14 protein-coding genes are annotated in these 15,769 nt (G+C 62.1%); 6 read left to right on the top strand and 8 right to left on the bottom strand.

What is annotated here, in order from left to right; genetic code table 11:
* The first annotated feature begins 324 nt into the window (after positions 1-324).
* On the top strand, positions 325-1,212 hold the full coding sequence (gene rhtA / locus ACODSJ_RS20115) for a threonine/homoserine exporter RhtA (protein ID WP_489103394.1): 888 nt from the start codon (positions 325-327) through the stop codon (positions 1,210-1,212).
* A gap of 168 nt (positions 1,213-1,380) precedes the next feature.
* On the top strand, positions 1,381-1,662 hold the full coding sequence (locus tag ACODSJ_RS20110; RefSeq protein ID WP_489103393.1) for a hypothetical protein: 282 nt from the start codon (positions 1,381-1,383) through the stop codon (positions 1,660-1,662).
* Between the two features lie 56 nt (positions 1,663-1,718).
* Here ACODSJ_RS20110 and ACODSJ_RS20105 read toward each other — a convergent pair whose 3' ends face one another.
* The 3 genes from ACODSJ_RS20105 to ACODSJ_RS20095 form a co-directional block, all read right to left on the bottom strand.
* Positions 1,719-3,527: an aminopeptidase P family protein gene (locus ACODSJ_RS20105; RefSeq protein ID WP_489103392.1), complete on the bottom strand. Its 1,809-nt coding sequence runs from the start codon at positions 3,525-3,527 to the stop codon at positions 1,719-1,721.
* A 61-nt stretch (positions 3,528-3,588) separates the two neighbouring features.
* On the bottom strand, positions 3,589-4,203 hold the full coding sequence (locus tag ACODSJ_RS20100) for a LysE family translocator (RefSeq protein ID WP_489103391.1): 615 nt from the start codon (positions 4,201-4,203) through the stop codon (positions 3,589-3,591).
* A gap of 102 nt (positions 4,204-4,305) precedes the next feature.
* Positions 4,306-4,566, bottom strand: a complete 261-nt coding sequence (locus tag ACODSJ_RS20095) for a hypothetical protein (RefSeq protein ID WP_489103390.1) — start codon at positions 4,564-4,566, stop codon at positions 4,306-4,308.
* A gap of 265 nt (positions 4,567-4,831) precedes the next feature.
* Here ACODSJ_RS20095 and ACODSJ_RS20090 point away from each other — a divergent pair, with 265 nt between their 5' ends.
* A complete protein-coding gene (locus ACODSJ_RS20090; protein ID WP_489103389.1) occupies positions 4,832-5,293 on the top strand; it encodes a VOC family protein in 462 nt (153 codons plus the stop codon).
* Positions 5,294-5,427: 134 nt separating this feature from the next.
* Here the strand turns inward: ACODSJ_RS20090 and prpF are convergent, their stop codons facing one another.
* The 5 genes from prpF to ACODSJ_RS20065 all read right to left on the bottom strand — a co-directional run bounded on the left by prpF (position 5,428) and on the right by ACODSJ_RS20065 (position 12,185).
* On the bottom strand, positions 5,428-6,621 hold the full coding sequence (gene prpF / locus ACODSJ_RS20085) for a 2-methylaconitate cis-trans isomerase PrpF (RefSeq protein WP_489103388.1): 1,194 nt from the start codon (positions 6,619-6,621) through the stop codon (positions 5,428-5,430).
* Between the two features lie 64 nt (positions 6,622-6,685).
* A complete protein-coding gene (acnD, locus tag ACODSJ_RS20080) occupies positions 6,686-9,277 on the bottom strand; it encodes a Fe/S-dependent 2-methylisocitrate dehydratase AcnD (RefSeq protein ID WP_489103387.1) in 2,592 nt (863 codons plus the stop codon).
* Between the two features lie 137 nt (positions 9,278-9,414).
* Complete coding sequence (prpC, locus tag ACODSJ_RS20075; RefSeq protein ID WP_489103386.1) at positions 9,415-10,542, bottom strand: bifunctional 2-methylcitrate synthase/citrate synthase; 1,128 nt, start codon at positions 10,540-10,542, stop codon at positions 9,415-9,417.
* Between the two features lie 42 nt (positions 10,543-10,584).
* A complete protein-coding gene (prpB, locus tag ACODSJ_RS20070) occupies positions 10,585-11,475 on the bottom strand; it encodes a methylisocitrate lyase (RefSeq protein WP_489103385.1) in 891 nt (296 codons plus the stop codon).
* On the bottom strand, positions 11,472-12,185 hold the full coding sequence (locus ACODSJ_RS20065; RefSeq protein WP_489103384.1) for a GntR family transcriptional regulator: 714 nt from the start codon (positions 12,183-12,185) through the stop codon (positions 11,472-11,474). The genes prpB and ACODSJ_RS20065 overlap by 4 nt, the downstream gene beginning before the upstream one ends.
* A gap of 301 nt (positions 12,186-12,486) precedes the next feature.
* On the opposite strand from ACODSJ_RS20065, the gene rloA reads away from it, so the two are divergent.
* Genes rloA through ACODSJ_RS20050 form a run of 3 tightly spaced genes read left to right on the top strand, consistent with a single transcriptional unit; the run spans position 12,487 to position 15,547 of the window.
* Positions 12,487-13,023 carry a retropepsin-like aspartic peptidase RloA gene (rloA, locus tag ACODSJ_RS20060; RefSeq protein WP_489103383.1) on the top strand — a complete coding sequence of 179 codons (537 nt, stop codon included), beginning with the start codon at positions 12,487-12,489 and terminating at the stop codon, positions 13,021-13,023.
* A 5-nt stretch (positions 13,024-13,028) separates the two neighbouring features.
* A complete protein-coding gene (rloB, locus tag ACODSJ_RS20055; RefSeq protein ID WP_489103382.1) occupies positions 13,029-14,561 on the top strand; it encodes an osmotic stress tolerance membrane protein RloB in 1,533 nt (510 codons plus the stop codon).
* Positions 14,561-15,547, top strand: a complete 987-nt coding sequence (locus tag ACODSJ_RS20050) for an alpha-L-glutamate ligase-like protein (RefSeq protein ID WP_489103381.1) — start codon at positions 14,561-14,563, stop codon at positions 15,545-15,547. The genes rloB and ACODSJ_RS20050 overlap by 1 nt, the downstream gene beginning before the upstream one ends.
* Positions 15,548-15,769: the final 222 nt, after the last annotated feature.

Below are 15,769 nucleotides of genomic sequence, written 5' to 3'. Positions count from 1 at the left end.
TCGTCAGCGGGAGGCGAATTCTACAGCGTTACCCGCTGCTGTCAACACCTCTTTTTCAGCGCTTCCGGACTTCGATGAATTGAAGCCCGCACCACCGAAACCTACTTAACTCATTGAATCTCAAGGAGTTTTCCGCTTCGACTGCGCCGGAAGTGGGGCGAATTATAGAGATCCAGAATCTGCCGTCAACCCCTAATTTGAATTTTCTATCCATAGCCTGCCTTCAGGGTTTAAATCCGGCTGATATATAGACGCTGCAACGCAAAGTGCGCAGTATATTGCTCACACCTGCTCCTTTTGCTCTTCTCTGGATGACTTCCCGCAATGACAGCCTCACCTCGCAACCTGGCGTCCACCTTATTCCCGGTTGCCCTGATTCTAATAGCCATGGCATCCATTCAATCCGGAGCCTCCCTCGCCAAAAGCATGTTCCCGGTCATCGGGGCTCAGGGAACCACGACGCTACGGCTGATTTTCGCCAGCATCATCATGCTGATATTGCTGCGTCCCTGGCGCGCCAAGCTCACAGCCCAATCCCTGCGCACGGTGATCGTCTACGGGATGGCACTGGGCGGCATGAACTTTCTCTTCTATATGTCGTTACGCACCGTTCCGCTGGGGATTGCCGTTGCACTGGAATTCACCGGCCCTCTCGCGGTAGCGATCTATGCCTCACGCCGGGCCATCGATTTCCTGTGGATCGCCTTGGCCGTGGTCGGGCTGCTGCTGTTGATACCGACCGGCGCAACCCATGCGGGCATTGACTTGATCGGAACGGGGTATGCGCTGGGCGCCGGTGTCTGCTGGGCACTCTACATCCTGTTCGGGCAGAAGGCCGGCGCGGACAATGGTGTGCAGACCGCCGCGCTGGGCGTCATGATCGCCGCCCTGTTCGTCGCACCGATAGGCCTCATCCATGCGGGCTCCGCGCTGCTTACACCGAGCCTCATTCCAATCGCCATTGGCGTCGCGATCCTCTCCACCGCCCTGCCCTACACCCTGGAGATGATCGCCCTGACTCGCATGCCGGCCCGAACCTTCGGCACCCTGATGAGCATCGAACCGGCGTTCGGCGCCTTGTCGGGGCTGGTGTTCCTTCAGGAATACCTGTCCCTGGCCCAATGGGCCGCCATTGCCTGCATCATCCTGGCGTCGGTCGGCGCAACACTGACGATGAATACCCGTGCAAAGCCGGTCGTCCCGGCAGATTGAGACAGGATTTAACGTAGCTCTGGCATTTGCCCCGCATTTAGGCCATGTTTAGGCCGGTAACCTAATGTCAGACATGGATTTTTTCATACAGGACGTCATGAACGCTTCAAGCAAGAGCGAGCACAATCGTACGTGGACATCAGATTTGCGGCGATTATAAGGACGGGAATGAAACGAATTTTGCTATTGGTCGTCGTGCTGGCAGTGGCGGGTTGTGCGGCGACAACGAAAACTGAAGTCAAGCGTGGCAAAAAAGGCTTGCACATCGACTGCTCCGGTTTGTCCTCCTCATGGGGTCAGTGCGCGGCCAGCGCGGCCAACTCATGCGCTCCCAAGGGCTACAAGGTGATCGCAAAATCCGGAGACTCCGTTGAGGAACCCGGAGACTACCCCTTCGGACTCAATCCTGCGGGCTACACCAGCCGCAGTATGATCGTCATCTGCAAATAGTCAGCGGGCGATCCCCGCTGACTATTTCTGTACCTTGCCCCCAAACCCGCAACGGGTTAGATGGCAGTTGTCCGCTCGTTCAACCATTGCAAGGCCTCGCCCGCCAGCAATGGGCTCAATCGGCGCCGGACCTCAGCGTGGTAGGCGTTGAACCAGTCTTTTTCTTCCCGGGTCAGCAGCGAAGCCTCCAGGCAGCGGGTGTCGATCGGGCATAGGGTTAGGGTTTCGAACTCAAGGAACTCACCAAACTCACTGTTCCCCGCTTCACGGTTCAACACCAGGTTCTCGATGCGCACGCCCCAGCGGCCCGGACGATAAGTGCCCGGCTCGATGGAGGTGATCATTCCAGGCTGCATGGCGGTTTGTGGTGCGGCAGCGGCTTGATAGGCAATCACCTGCGGGCCTTCATGGACGTTGAGGAAATAGCCAACGCCATGACCGGTGCCATGACCGTAATCCACCTGCTCGGCCCAGATCGGCGCACGGGCGATGGCATCGAGCAACGGCGAGAGAATGCCCCGTGGGAATTTGGCGCGGGATAAGGCGATCACGCCCTTGAGTACGCGGGTGCAATCGCGTTTCTGCTCAGCAGTTGGAGTTCCCACCGGCACCATGCGGGTGATGTCAGTGGTGCCACCCAAGTACTGGCCGCCGGAATCGATCAGCAACAAACCGTCTCCTTCGATGACGGCGTGGGCCTCTGGCGTCGCGTGGTAATGGGGCATGGCGCCATTGGCGTTGAACGCGGCAATGGTATTGAAGCTCAAGGAAACAAAATCCGGCCGGCGAGTACGGGCTGCGGTCAGGTGCTCATCGATCGTCAGCTCGGTAATGCGCTCGCGCGCCCAGGCACTTTCCAGCCAGGCAAAGAACTCACAAAGCGCGGCCCCGTCCTGCTCCATCGCACGACGGATATGTTCGGCGTCGGCCAGGCTTTTTCGCGACTTAGCCAGCGTCGTCGGGTTAAGCCCCTCGATCAGCTTTACGTCACTGCCCAGGTTATCCAACAAACCAACAGTAACCCGGGCTGGATCGATCTGCAGGCTCGCACCGCCGGGCACCTCCCGCAGCGCACTGGCCGCCTCGCTGTAGTCACGCACGCTCACGCCGTCTTGCTCAAGAGCGGCACGCAGTGACGCATCAACCTTGTCCAGCGCCACGAACAGCGTCGCCTGCTGCTGATTGATCAAGGCGAAGGAGACAAACACCGGATTGAACGACACGTCCGCGCCACGCAGGTTGAACAGCCAGGCGATGTCATCCAGGGTCGCGATGAAATGCCAGTCGGCACCGCGCTCCTTCAGGGATTGGCGCAGCATGGACAGCTTCTCGACACGGCTGACGGTCGCCTGGGGTGGCAAGTGTGCGTACACCGGTTGATCGGGCAAGCTTGGGCGATCGGTCCAGACCTCCTTCAGCAGGTCGATGTCGGTACGCAATCGCGCGCCGCGTTCCTCGAGCCGGGTGCCAAGGGTACGGGCCGATGCCACGGCCATGACGGCACCGTCGACCGCTACCACTGCGCCTTCAGGTGTCTGCTCGGCCAGCCAATCCAGTGGACCAGGCTGGCCCGGAATCAGTTTAACCAGCTCGATGCCACTGCCGTCGAGCTCCTTGGTGGCCTGCTCCCAGTAGCGGCTGTCGGCCCAGATCCCGGCGAAATCGCCGGTCACGATCAGCGTGCCCACCGAGCCATGGAAGCCCGACAGCCATTGCCGCCCTTGCCAATACCCCGGCAAGTATTCCGACAGGTGCGGGTCAGCCGATGGCACCAGCAACGCATGCACGCCCTCCCGGCGCATCCGTTCGCGGATGTGCGCCAGGCGCTGGGGAATCACTCCGTGAATCAAAGGCTCGGTGCTCATCGTTTCTCCTGCTTATCAGTTATTCCGCGAGCTTAGCAGGCATCGCATCGAAGCTCAGCCCTCAACCGAGGCTTTCGAGCAACAACGGATAGAGCGAGGCAACCAACAGCAACGCCATGCCCCAGTTGAACACCCGCAGCCAGCGGCGATCACGCAACAAGCTGCGCAACAGGCTGCCGCACACCACCCACACGCTCACACTCGGCAGGTTGATCAAGGCAAACACCGCCGCGATCACCACCACATTGAAGAAATAGCCTTGAAGCGGCGTGTAGGTGCTGATGGCACCGATGGCCATGATCCAGGCCTTGGGGTTGACCCATTGGAATGCGGCCGCGCCCCAATAGGTGATCGGTGTGCTTTTCCCCGCCTGGTTTTCCGAGACCGGACCAGATCGGGCAATTTTCCACGCCAGGTACAGCAGGTACGCCGCGCCCAAATAACGCAGGACGGTGTACAGCAACGGATAGGTCTGGAACATCGCGCCCAGGCCAAAGCCCACCGCCAGCACCAGGAAAAAGAAGCCGCAGGTGATACCCAGCATGTGTGGAATGGTGCGGTTGAAACCGAAATTGACGCCGGAAGCCAGCAACATGGTGTTGTTGGGACCGGGCGTGATCGACGTCACGAGGGCAAACAGGGCGAAGCCCAGCAGCAGGTCAACAGAGAGGGTCATGGCGGGTCTAATCCATCGGGCGGTCAGTCAAGCCATGACCCTACCCCACGTCCCCGTCCAAACCTATGAACAGTCAGGCGAAACTTCGAGCAGTACAGTCCCTCAGCTTGACCGGCCCGGCTGCTGCGCGACCTGCTCGGCACTCATCTGGCCCTGCTCGTCGAACACCGTGTTTTTTTGCGCGGTGCCAAGCAGTTCGGCTTTTTTCGCATGGTACTCATCGAACGACAGGCCCCTGCGGTTCAAGGCTTCAAGAGCCAGCTCCCTGGTTTCGTCAGCCGTGTAGGGACGCAGCTCCGGAGACGAAGCGGCACAACCACTCAAGAGGGCGGCCAGCAGCAAAACAGCAAGGGTACGGTTCATGGCGAGTGTCCGGGTTTCTAGCGTTGGGCGATGAACAAAGGCTACGCCCCGGCCCTGCGCAGCAGAAATCAACCCTCTCGATAGTGGCTATTACCTTTGCGGATCAGCCACCAGAAGCCCTGCTCGCCCCTTTCGCTGCGTTGAAGCGCCGCCCCGCCGTCAAGACGTTCGTCGGGACGGGCGCCCCTCCAGGCTTGCAGGCCTATAGTGGAGGACGCAAATGGACGAAGAGCCTCTTCCTCCCATAACAACAAGGAGAAACGTCATGGGCGTCAAAGCCATTCCCGAGGGTTTCCAGAACATCACGCCTTACCTGGGCATTCAAAAAGCTGCCGAAGCCATCGATTTCTACAAAAAAGCCTTCAATGCCACCGAAGTCATGCGCCTGGCCATGCCCGATGGCGGCGTGGGGCATGCCGAACTGCGGATCAACGGTTATCCGATCATGCTCGGCACACCGTGCGATCAAGGCCCGCTGAAGAACCCGGACTCATCGCCATCGGTCGGCCTGCATCTATACGTGGAGGACGTGGATCGCGCCTATGCCCAGGCCATTGCCGCCGGCGGCACGGTGATCTCCGAGGTCAAGGACCAGTTCTACGGTGATCGTACCGGGACCCTCAAGGATCCGTTCGGGCATGTGTGGTTCCTGGCGACGCACAAGGAGGACCTGAGCCAGGATCAGATCGAGCAGCGGGCCAGGGAGATGTTCCAGCAGCAGGGCTGATCATCTCCGACAGGAGGCTGACCTGTGGGCGAGCCGGCTCCGGGCGACGTTCCGACGATGAAGCCGGCACCTTCAACAGTTGCGTTGGCTGCACCACCGCCATCGCGAGCAGGCTCGCTCCCACAGGGTTCAACTCAATTCAGGACTTCTCCCGGCACCCGCACGAACCCTTCCATCAACACCCGAGCGCTGCGGCTCATGATGGCTTTGTTCACGGTCCATTCGCCGTTGACCTGGCTGGCCTCGGCGCCGACGCGCAAGGTGCCGGAGGGGTGGCCGAAGCGTACGGCGTTGCGCTCGGTGCCGCCGGCCGCGAGATTGACCAGCGTGCCGGAAATCGCGGCGGCCGTGCCGATGGCGACGGCGGCGGTGCCCATCATCGCGTGGTGCAGCTTGCCCATGGACAGCGCCCGCACCAGCAGGTCGACGTCCTTGGCCGCCACGGCCTTGCCGCTGGATGAAATGTAATCCGCCGGCGCGGCGACGAACGCCACTTTCGGCGTGTGCTGGCGCTGGGCAGCTTCGTCCAGGTGCTTGATCAGCCCCATGCGCAAGGCGCCGTGGGCACGGATGGTTTCGAACATCGCCAGGGCCTTGGGATCACCATTGATCGCGCCCTGCAACTCGGTGCCGGTGTAGCCGACGTCCCGGGCATTGATGAAAATCGTCGGGATACCCGCGTTGATCAAGGTCGCCTTGAGCGTACCCACGCCCGGCACTTCAAGATCATCCACCAGGTTGCCGGTGGGGAACATCGAGCCGCCACCGCCCTCTTCGTCCGCTGCCGGGTCCATGAATTCCAATTGCACTTCGGCCGCCGGAAAGGTCACACCGTCGAGTTCGAAGTCACCGGTTTCCTGTACCGCGCCCTCGGTGATCGGCACATGGGCGATGATGGTCTTGCCGATGTTGGCCTGCCAGATCCGCACCACGGCCACGCCGTTCTGCGGGATGCGAGCAGCGTCCACCAAGCCGCTGCTGATGGCAAACGAGCCCACCGCCGCCGACAGGTTGCCGCAGTTGCCGCTCCAGTCCACGAAGGGCTTGTCGATGGAGACCTGGCCGAACAGGTAATCCACGTCATGGTCGGCCCGGGTGCTCTTGGACAGGATCACGGTCTTGCTGGTGCTAGACGTCGCGCCGCCCATGCCATCGATCTGCTTCTCGTAGGGGTCGGGGCTGCCGATCACCCGCAGCAACAGCGCATCGCGCGCGGCGCCGGGAACGCGGGCCGCTTCGGGCAGCTCTTGCAGGCTGAAGAACACGCCTTTGCTGGTGCCGCCCCGCATGTAAGTCGCGGGGATCTTGATTTGAGGCGAGTGAGCCATGTGTGCTTGCTCCATTGAAGCCGGCGGCCAAAGGACTCAGGTTCCTTTGGCCGCGCGCAGAGGTTTAAACGGCAACCGCCGATTCGAGGAAGTCCTGGGCAAAGCGCTGCAACACGCCACCGGCCTCGTAGATCGACACTTCTTCGGCGGTGTCGAGGCGGCAGGTCACCGGCACTTCGACGCGCTCGCCGTTCTGGCGGGTGATGACCAGGGTCAGCGTCGCCCGTGGCGTGCGTTCGCCGATCACGTCATAGACCTCGCTACCGTCGATGCCCAGGGTCTTGCGGTCGGTACCGGGCTTGAACTCCAGCGGCAGCACGCCCATGCCCACCAGGTTGGTGCGGTGGATGCGCTCGAACCCTTCGGCGACGATGGCCTCGACACCGGCCAGGCGCACGCCCTTGGCCGCCCAGTCCCGCGACGAGCCCTGGCCGTAGTCGGCGCCCGCGACGATGATCAACGGCTGCTTGCGCTCCATGTAGGTCTCGATGGCCTCCCACATGCGCATGACCTTGCCTTCCGGCTCGACCCGGGCCAGTGAACCCTGCTTGACCTTGCCGTTTTCCTGGACCATTTCGTTGAACAGTTTCGGGTTGGCGAAGGTGGCACGCTGCGCGGTCAGGTGGTCGCCCCGGTGCGTCGCGTAGGAGTTGAAGTCCTCTTCCGGCAGGCCCATTTTCGCCAGGTACTCACCTGCAGCGCTGTCGAGCATGATGGCGTTGGACGGCGACAGGTGATCGGTGGTGATGTTGTCCGGCAGCACCGCCAGCGGACGCATGCCCTTGAGCGGCCGCGCGCCGGCCAACGCGCCTTCCCAATACGGCGGGCGACGGATATAGGTGCTTTGTGGGCGCCAGTCGTACAGCGGCGTCACTTTCGGCCCGGTGTCTTCCTGGATGGCGAACATCGGGATGTACACCTGGCGGAACTGTTCCGGTTTCACCGCGGCCTTGACCACGGCTTCGATTTCCTCGTCGCTCGGCCAGATGTCCTTGAGGCGGATTTCCCGACCGTCCACCACGCCCAGCACATCCTTCTCGATGTCGAAGCGAATGGTCCCGGCGATGGCATAAGCGACCACCAGCGGCGGCGATGCGAGGAATGCCTGCTTGGCGTACGGGTGGATACGACCGTCGAAGTTGCGGTTGCCCGACAACACGGCGGTGGCATAGAGGTCGCGGTCGACGATTTCCTGTTGGATCACCGGGTCCAGCGCACCGGACATCCCGTTGCAGGTGGTGCAGGCGAAGGCCACCACGCCGAAGCCCAATTGCTCAAGCTCAGGCGTCAGGCCGGCCTCGTCGAGGTACAGCGCCACGGTTTTCGAACCCGGTGCCAGCGACGACTTGACCCACGGCTTGCGGGCCAGGCCCAGGCGGTTGGCGTTGCGCGCCAGCAAGCCGGCGGCGATCACGTTGCGCGGGTTGCTGGTGTTGGTGCAACTGGTGATGGCGGCGATGATCACCGCGCCGTCAGGCATTTGCCCCGGCACATCGTCCCACTGACCGGAGATGCCCTTGGCCGCCAGGTCCGACACCGCGACACGGGCGTGCGGGTTGCTCGGGCCGGCCATGTTGCGCACCACCGACGACAGGTCGAAGGTCAGGCCGCGCTCGTACTGGGCGCCCTTGAGGCTGTCGGCCCACAGGCCCACCTGCTTGGCGTAGGTTTCCACCAACTGCACTTGCGCATCTTCGCGGCCGGTGAGTTTCAGGTAATCGATGGTCTGTTGGTCGATGTAGAACATCGCCGCCGTGGCGCCGTATTCCGGGGCCATGTTGGAGATGGTCGCGCGGTCGCCGAGGGTCAGGGCGCGGGCGCCTTCGCCGAAGAACTCCAGCCAGGCGCCGACGACTTTTTGCTTGCGCAGGAATTCGGTCAGCGCCAGCACCATGTCGGTGGCGGTGATGCCCGGTTGCAGCTTGCCGGTCAGCTCGACACCGACAATTTCCGGCAGGCGCATCCACGAGGCACGGCCGAGCATCACGCTCTCGGCTTCCAGGCCACCGACGCCGATGGCGATCACCCCCAGGGCGTCGACATGGGGCGTGTGGCTGTCGGTGCCCACGCAGGTGTCGGGGAACGCCACGCCGTCGCGCTGCTGGATCACCGGGGACATTTTTTCCAGGTTGATCTGGTGCATGATCCCGTTGCCCGGCGGGATCACGTCGACGTTCTTGAAGGCCTTCTTGGTCCAGTTGATGAAATGGAAACGGTCTTCGTTGCGCCGGTCTTCGATGGCGCGGTTCTTGGCGAACGCCTGGGGATCGAAGCCTGCGCTTTCCACCGCCAGGGAGTGGTCGACGATCAACTGGGTCGGCACCACCGGGTTAACCTGCGCCGGGTCGCCGCCCTGCTGGGCAATGGCGTCGCGTAAACCAGCCAGGTCCACCAGGGCGGTCTGGCCGAGGATGTCATGGCACACCACCCGCGCCGGGAACCAGGGGAAGTCCAGGTCACGCTTGCGCTCGATCAGTTGCAGCAGCGACTCGCCCAGTGTCGCCGGCTCGCAGCGGCGCACCAGGTTTTCCGCCAGCACGCGGGAGGTGTACGGCAGGCCGTCGTAGGCGCCGGGACGGATGGCCTCCACGGCCCCGCGAACGTCGAAATAATCCAGCGAAGTGCCGGGCAGCGGTTTGCGAAATTCTGTGTTCATCGTCAGGACTCAGGTCACGGTGGTTTCAGGAGGGGCGCGCAACCCTTGAAGTCAACTCGGGCCCCTGTGGGATCGCCGCACCGCCGCTCCCACAGGGTTTTTCGGTTTCTTCAGTGGTTACGCCAAGCCCCTCCCATTCAGCGGCGTTCGATCGGCACGAACTTGCGCTGTTCGACGCCGGTGTATTCGGCGCTCGGACGGATGATGCGGTTGTTGGCGCGTTGTTCGAACACGTGGGCGGCCCAGCCGGTCAGGCGCGAGCAGACGAAGATCGGCGTGAACAACTTGGTCGGGATGCCCATGAAGTGGTACGCCGAGGCATGGTAGAAATCGGCGTTGGGGAATAGCTTCTTCTGCTCCCACATGGTCTTGTCGATGGCTTCGGAGACCGGGAACAGCACCGTGTCGCCGACTTCAGCGGCGAGTTTCTTCGACCAGCCCTTGATCACCTCGTTGCGCGGGTCGTTGTCCTTATAGATCGCGTGGCCGAAGCCCATGATCTTGTCCTTGCGCGCCAGCATGCCGAGGGTGCCGTCGATGGCCTCCTGGGGTGAGCTGAAACGCTCGATCATTTCCATCGCCGCTTCGTTGGCGCCGCCGTGCAGTGGGCCGCGCAACGAGCCGATGGCCGCGGTGATGCAGGAGAACAGGTCCGACAAGGTCGAGGCACAGACGCGGGCGGTGAAGGTCGAGGCGTTGAATTCGTGCTCGGCGTAGAGGATCAGCGACACGTTCATCACCTTGACGTGCAGCTCGCTCGGCTTCTTGCCATGCAGCAGGTGCAGGAAGTGGCCGCCGATGGAAGGCTCGTCGCTGACGCAGTCGATGCGCAGGCCTTCATGGCTGAAGCGATACCAGTAGCACATGATCGCGGGGAACGCGGCCAGCAGGCGGTCGGTCTTGTCGTGCTGCTGGGAAAAATCCTCTTCGGGCTCCAGGTTGCCCAGGAACGAGCAGCCGGTGCGCATCACGTCCATCGGATGGGCGTCGGCGGGGATGCGCTCCAGCACTTCCTTCAGGGCCTGGGGCAAGTCCCGCAGTTGGCGCAGCTTGCCGATGTAGGCGTCCAGCTGGGCCTGGGTCGGCAGCTCGCCGTACAGCAGCAGGTAGGCCACTTCTTCAAATTGAGCATCCGCCGCCAGATCGCGAACGTCGTAGCCGCGATAGGTCAGGCCGGCGCCCGACTGGCCTACGGTGGACAATGCGGTCTGCCCGGCCACCTGGCCACGGAGCCCGGCGCCACTGAGTACTTTTGCTTCGGCCATTTGCTTGTCTCCATTTCTTGAATTTGTAGGGGGAGTCGCGCCTTACTTCTTCGCCGCGAACAACGCATCGAGCTTCTGCTCGAAGGTGTGGTAGTCGATGCGATCGTAAAGCTCCATGCGGGTCTGCATGGTGTCGATGACATTCTGTTGCGTACCGTCGCGGCGGATCGCGGTGTAGACGTTCTCGGCTGCCTTGTTCATGGCGCGGAAGGCCGACAGCGGGTACAGCACCAGCGACACGTCGGCACCGGCCAGCTGTTCGGTGGTGTACAGCGGGGTCGCGCCGAATTCGGTGATGTTGGCCAGGATCGGCGCTTTCACACGGTTGGCGAACAGCTTGTACATCTCAAGCTCGGTGATGGCTTCCGGGAAAATCATGTCGGCACCGGCCTCGATGCAGGCGGCGGCGCGGTCCAGGGCCGACTCCAGGCCTTCCACAGCCAGGGCATCGGTGCGGGCCATGATCACGAAACTGTCATCGGTGCGCGCATCGACGGCCGCCTTGATGCGGTCGACCATCTCCTGCTGCGAGACGATTTCCTTGTTCGGCCGGTGACCGCAACGCTTGGCGCCGACCTGGTCCTCGATATGAATGGCCGCCGCACCGAACTTGCTCATCGACTTGACCGTGCGCGCCACGTTGAACGCCGAGGAACCGAAACCAGTGTCCACGTCCACCAGCAGCGGCAGGTCACAGACATCGGTGATGCGGCGCACGTCGGTGAGCACGTCATCCAGGCCGGTAATGCCCAGGTCCGGCACGCCGAGGGAACCGGCCGCCACACCGCCACCCGACAGGTAGATCGCCTTGAAACCGGCGCGCTTGGCCAACAACGCATGGTTGGCGTTGATGGTGCCCACCACTTGCAGCGGGTGCTCGGTGGCGACCGCGTCGCGGAAGCGCTGGCCTGGCGTGCTCTTGCTGGAACTCATGACTCACCTCGTTCAGTGGTGGCGCTGTCCTGGTAATGACGCGCGATGTTGCGTTTGGAGGCGCCGATGTGCCGGCGCATCAATAATTCGGCCAGTTCGCCGTCACGGTCGGCGATGGCGTCGAGAATCCGGTGGTGCTCGGCAAAGGCCTGGCGCGGACGGTTGGGCGTGGTGGAAAACTGGATGCGGTACATGCGCACCAGTTGGTACAACTCGCCGCAGAGCATTTGCGTCAGGGTGCGGTTGCCGCTGCCCTGGATGATCCGGTAGTGGAAATCGAAATCGCCTTCCTGCTGGTAATAGCCGACACCGGCCTGGAACGCCGCATCACGCTCGTGGGTTTCCAGCACTTGGCGCAACTCGTCGATTTCTTCCACGCTCATGCGCTCGGCCGCCAGGCGGCAGGCCATGCCTTCGAGGGATTCGCGGATTTCGTAGAGTTCCAGCAGCTCGGCGTGGCTCAGCGACACCACGCGGGCACCGACGTGGGGCACGCGCACCAGCAGGCGCTGACCTTCCAGGCGATGGATCGCCTCGCGCAGCGGCCCACGGCTGATGCCATAGGTGCGGGCCAGCTCGGGCTCGGAGATCTTGCTGCCGGGGGCAATCTCGCCCTTGACGATGGCGGCCTGGATACGCCGGAAGACGTTCTCGGACAGGGTCTCCGAGTCGTCCTGGGCCATCACCGGGGTTTCGAGCTGATCGAGCATATTGTCGACACCTTGAAAATCAATATGGCAAAAACTAACCAATAGCCAGCGATACGTCAAAGCAAAAAACGATATTGTCGACAATCGTCTAATAGAGGGCGCAGTAATAACCGGCTGTCCCCCACCCTCGATAGCGCCCGGCCAGCGCTGGCGCCAGAAAACCACCGTGCTAGAATGCCGCCGCTATATTGGCTGCTCTCCTGCTCGTTCTTTTTATAGGGCATGGAGAAGGCCATCGAAGGAGCTTGTGCAGTAATGCCAGGGCCCGACCCGATACACGGAACGCTGCGCACCAGGATCTATGACACTCAAGCCCTTATCTGCTGCTTTTTATTTCATGTGCCTGCCGGGGCTTGCCGCGGCGGGTGAAAAAACCGTGTACGGTCTCAACGAATACGCCACCTTGCAGGGCATCGACCTGGAGGTCGCCGCCAAGCTCGATACCGGTGCCAAGACCGCCTCACTCAGCGCCCGGGACATCAAGCGTTTCAAGCGCAATGGCGAATCCTGGGTGCGGTTCTACCTGGCCATCGACGCCGCCCATTCGCACCCCATCGAACGCCCCCTCGCCCGTGTCAGCAAGATCAAGCGCCGCGCCGGCGACTACGACCCGGAAGAAGGCAAGAAATACACGGCCCGGCCGGTCATCGAACTGGACATCTGCATGGGCTCGGCCCTGCGCAGCATCGAAGTGAACCTGACCGACCGCAGCGCCTTCCAATACCCGTTGCTGATCGGCTCCGAGGCGCTCAAGCGCTTCGACGCGCTGGTCGACCCCAGTCTTAAATACGCTGCTGGCAAACCCGCCTGCGCCAATGCCGCTCAAATCGCAGAGTAATTCCAATGCGCTCGCTTACCCTCCATTTGAAAATACTGATCGCCATCCTGGTGGTGCTGGGCCTGTCGGTGACGGCCTATCAGATTTTCGTGCTCGGCATTCCAGTGACCGAAGACGCCACCGACGACTTGTGGAACATCGACGCCAAGGTCGAATTCGTACCCAACGCCAAGGATCCGGTGAAGATCCAGATGTTCGTGCCGCCCCTGAGCCGCGACTATGTCAGCCTCAACGAGAGCTTCATTTCCAATAACTACGGGGTGGCGGTCAACCGGGTCGACGGCAACCGCAAGGTGACCTGGTCGGCCCGTCGGGCCAAGGGCAACCAGACGCTGTACTACCGCCTGGTGCTGACCAAGCGCTACAGCGCCGAAAAAACCAAGATCAAGGGCCCGACCTTCCGCGACAGCATCGCCGTCGAAGGCCCTGAAAAGCTGGCCGCCGAAGCCCTGCTCGCGCCCATCCGCCAACATTCGGCCGACGTCGAAACGTTCATCAGCGAAGCGATCAAGCGGGTCAACAACCTCAATGACGACAACGTCAAGCTGTTGCTGGCCGGCGACCCTTCTTCGGTCAACAAGGCCCGAATCGTCGAACTGGTGCTGTCCATCGCCCACGTGCCGGTGGAAAAGGTCCACACCATCCGCCTGGTGGCCGATCAACCGCAGACGCCTGAACTGTGGCTGCGCAGTTTCAACGGCAACGACTGGCTGTACTTCAACCCGGACACTGGCGAACAGGGCCTGCCCACCGACCGCCTGCTGTGGTGGACCGGCGATGAAAACCTGATCACCGTCGATGGCGGCAAGAAAGCCACCGTGACCTTCAGCATGAACAACAGCGAAATGAACGCCATTCGCCTGGCCAAGCTGACGGACGAGAACACCGACGCCAACTTCCTCGAATACTCGCTCTACGGCCTGCCGCTGCAAACCCAGCAGACCTTCATGATCATGGTGATGATCCCGATCGGCGTGCTGGTGATCCTGATCCTGCGCAACCTGATCGGCCTGCAGACCCTGGGCACCTTCACCCCGGTGCTGATCGCCCTGGCTTTTCGCGAGACCCAACTGGGCTTCGGCATCATCCTGTTCACGCTGATCACCACGCTCGGCCTGTCGCTGCGCTCCTACCTCGAACACCTCAAGTTGCAGATGCTGCCGAGGCTTTCGGTGGTCCTGACGTTCGTCGTCGTGCTGATTGCCGCCATCAGCCTGTTCAGCCACAAGCTGGGCCTGGAGCGCGGCCTGTCGGTGGCCCTGTTCCCGATGGTGATCCTGACCATGACCATCGAACGCCTGTCGATCACCTGGGAAGAGCGCGGCGCCGGCCATGCGATGAAAGTCGCCATCGGCACGCTGTTCGCCGCGTCCCTGGCGCACCTGATCATGAGCGTGCCGGAACTGGTGTACTTCGTGTTCACCTTCCCGGCCATCCTGCTGATCCTGGTGGGCTTCATGCTGGCCATGGGTCGCTATCGCGGCTACCGCCTGACCGAGCTGGTGCGGTTCAAGGCCTTCCTCAAGGCTGACTCCTGATGTTCGGCCTCTGGAAGACCTGGAAGGCCCTGGAAGCCCGGGGCATCATGGGCATCAACCGGCGTAACGCCGACTACGTGCTCAAGTACAACAAGCGCAGCCTGTACCCCATCGTCGATGACAAGATCATCACCAAGGAACGGGCCATCGCCGCCGGCATCCACGTGCCGGAACTGTACGGGGTGATCTCCACCGAGAAGGAAATCGACAAGCTCGACGAGATCATCGGCGGGCGCACCGACTTCGTGATCAAGCCGGCCCAGGGCGCTGGCGGCGACGGTATCATCGTCATCGCCGATCGTTTCGAGGGCCGTTATCGCACGGTGTCCGGCAAGATCATCAGCCATGAGGAAATCGAGCACCACGTCTCCAGTATCCTCACCGGCCTGTATTCCCTGGGCGGGCACCGTGACCGGGCGCTGATCGAATACCGAGTCGTGCCGGACCAGATCTTCAAGAGCATCAGCTACGAAGGCGTGCCGGACATCCGTATCATCGTGCTGATGGGCTATCCGGTGATGGCCATGCTGCGCTTGCCGACGCGCCAGTCCGGCGGCAAGGCCAACCTGCACCAGGGCGCCATCGGCGTGGGCGTGGACCTCGCCACCGGCCTGACCCTGCGCGGCACCTGGCTGAACAACATCATCGCCAAGCACCCCGACACCACCAACGCGGTGGACGGTGTGCAACTGCCCTACTGGGACGGTTTCATGAAACTGGCCGCCGGTTGCCATGAACTGTGCGGGCTGGGCTACATCGGCGTGGACATGGTGCTGGACCAGGAAAAAGGCCCATTGATCCTGGAACTCAACGCGCGCCCGGGGCTTAACATCCAGATCGCCAACGACTGCGGCCTGACCCTGCGCACCCATGCAGTGGAAGCCCACCTGGAAAAACTCAAGGCCCGGGGTGTCGTCGAAACCGTGCAAGAGCGCGTGGCGTTTGCCCAGGAGCTGTTTGGGCATATTCCGCCGGTTGAGGGTTGAGGCTGAAGGTTGAACCCTTGTGGCGAGGGAGCTTGTTCCCGCTGGGTTGCGCAGCAACCCTAAAGCCCGACAACTCGGTGTATCAGATTGATCCCACTCAACTGCCCTAGGGGGTCGCTTCGCAACCCAGCGGGAGCAAGCTCCCTCGCCACGGGTCCATTGAGCTTTCGGACGTGTGCAATACCGACATCCCTCTAGGAGCAAATCCTACAGGGGATTACA

This window comes from Pseudomonas sp. FG6, from assembly GCF_057809015.1.
The sequence above is the reverse complement of the archived record's forward strand: the minus strand, read 5'-3'. Positions and strand labels throughout refer to the sequence as shown.

Excerpts from the sequence above, each read along its gene's own strand:
- rhtA (WP_489103394.1), top strand. The coding sequence starts at position 325 with ATGACAGCCTCACCTCGCAACCTGGCGTCCACCTTATTCCCGGTTGCC.
- ACODSJ_RS20110 (WP_489103393.1), top strand. The coding sequence starts at position 1,381 with ATGAAACGAATTTTGCTATTGGTCGTCGTGCTGGCAGTGGCGGGTTGT.
- ACODSJ_RS20105 (WP_489103392.1), bottom strand. The coding sequence starts at position 3,527 with ATGAGCACCGAGCCTTTGATTCACGGAGTGATTCCCCAGCGCCTGGCG.
- ACODSJ_RS20100 (WP_489103391.1), bottom strand. The coding sequence starts at position 4,203 with ATGACCCTCTCTGTTGACCTGCTGCTGGGCTTCGCCCTGTTTGCCCTC.
- ACODSJ_RS20095 (WP_489103390.1), bottom strand. The coding sequence starts at position 4,566 with ATGAACCGTACCCTTGCTGTTTTGCTGCTGGCCGCCCTCTTGAGTGGT.
- ACODSJ_RS20090 (WP_489103389.1), top strand. The coding sequence starts at position 4,832 with ATGGGCGTCAAAGCCATTCCCGAGGGTTTCCAGAACATCACGCCTTAC.
- prpF (WP_489103388.1), bottom strand. The coding sequence starts at position 6,621 with ATGGCTCACTCGCCTCAAATCAAGATCCCCGCGACTTACATGCGGGGC.
- acnD (WP_489103387.1), bottom strand. The coding sequence starts at position 9,277 with ATGAACACAGAATTTCGCAAACCGCTGCCCGGCACTTCGCTGGATTAT.
- prpC (WP_489103386.1), bottom strand. The coding sequence starts at position 10,542 with ATGGCCGAAGCAAAAGTACTCAGTGGCGCCGGGCTCCGTGGCCAGGTG.
- prpB (WP_489103385.1), bottom strand. The coding sequence starts at position 11,475 with ATGAGTTCCAGCAAGAGCACGCCAGGCCAGCGCTTCCGCGACGCGGTC.
- ACODSJ_RS20065 (WP_489103384.1), bottom strand. The coding sequence starts at position 12,185 with ATGCTCGATCAGCTCGAAACCCCGGTGATGGCCCAGGACGACTCGGAG.
- rloA (WP_489103383.1), top strand. The coding sequence starts at position 12,487 with ATGACACTCAAGCCCTTATCTGCTGCTTTTTATTTCATGTGCCTGCCG.
- rloB (WP_489103382.1), top strand. The coding sequence starts at position 13,029 with ATGCGCTCGCTTACCCTCCATTTGAAAATACTGATCGCCATCCTGGTG.
- ACODSJ_RS20050 (WP_489103381.1), top strand. The coding sequence starts at position 14,561 with ATGTTCGGCCTCTGGAAGACCTGGAAGGCCCTGGAAGCCCGGGGCATC.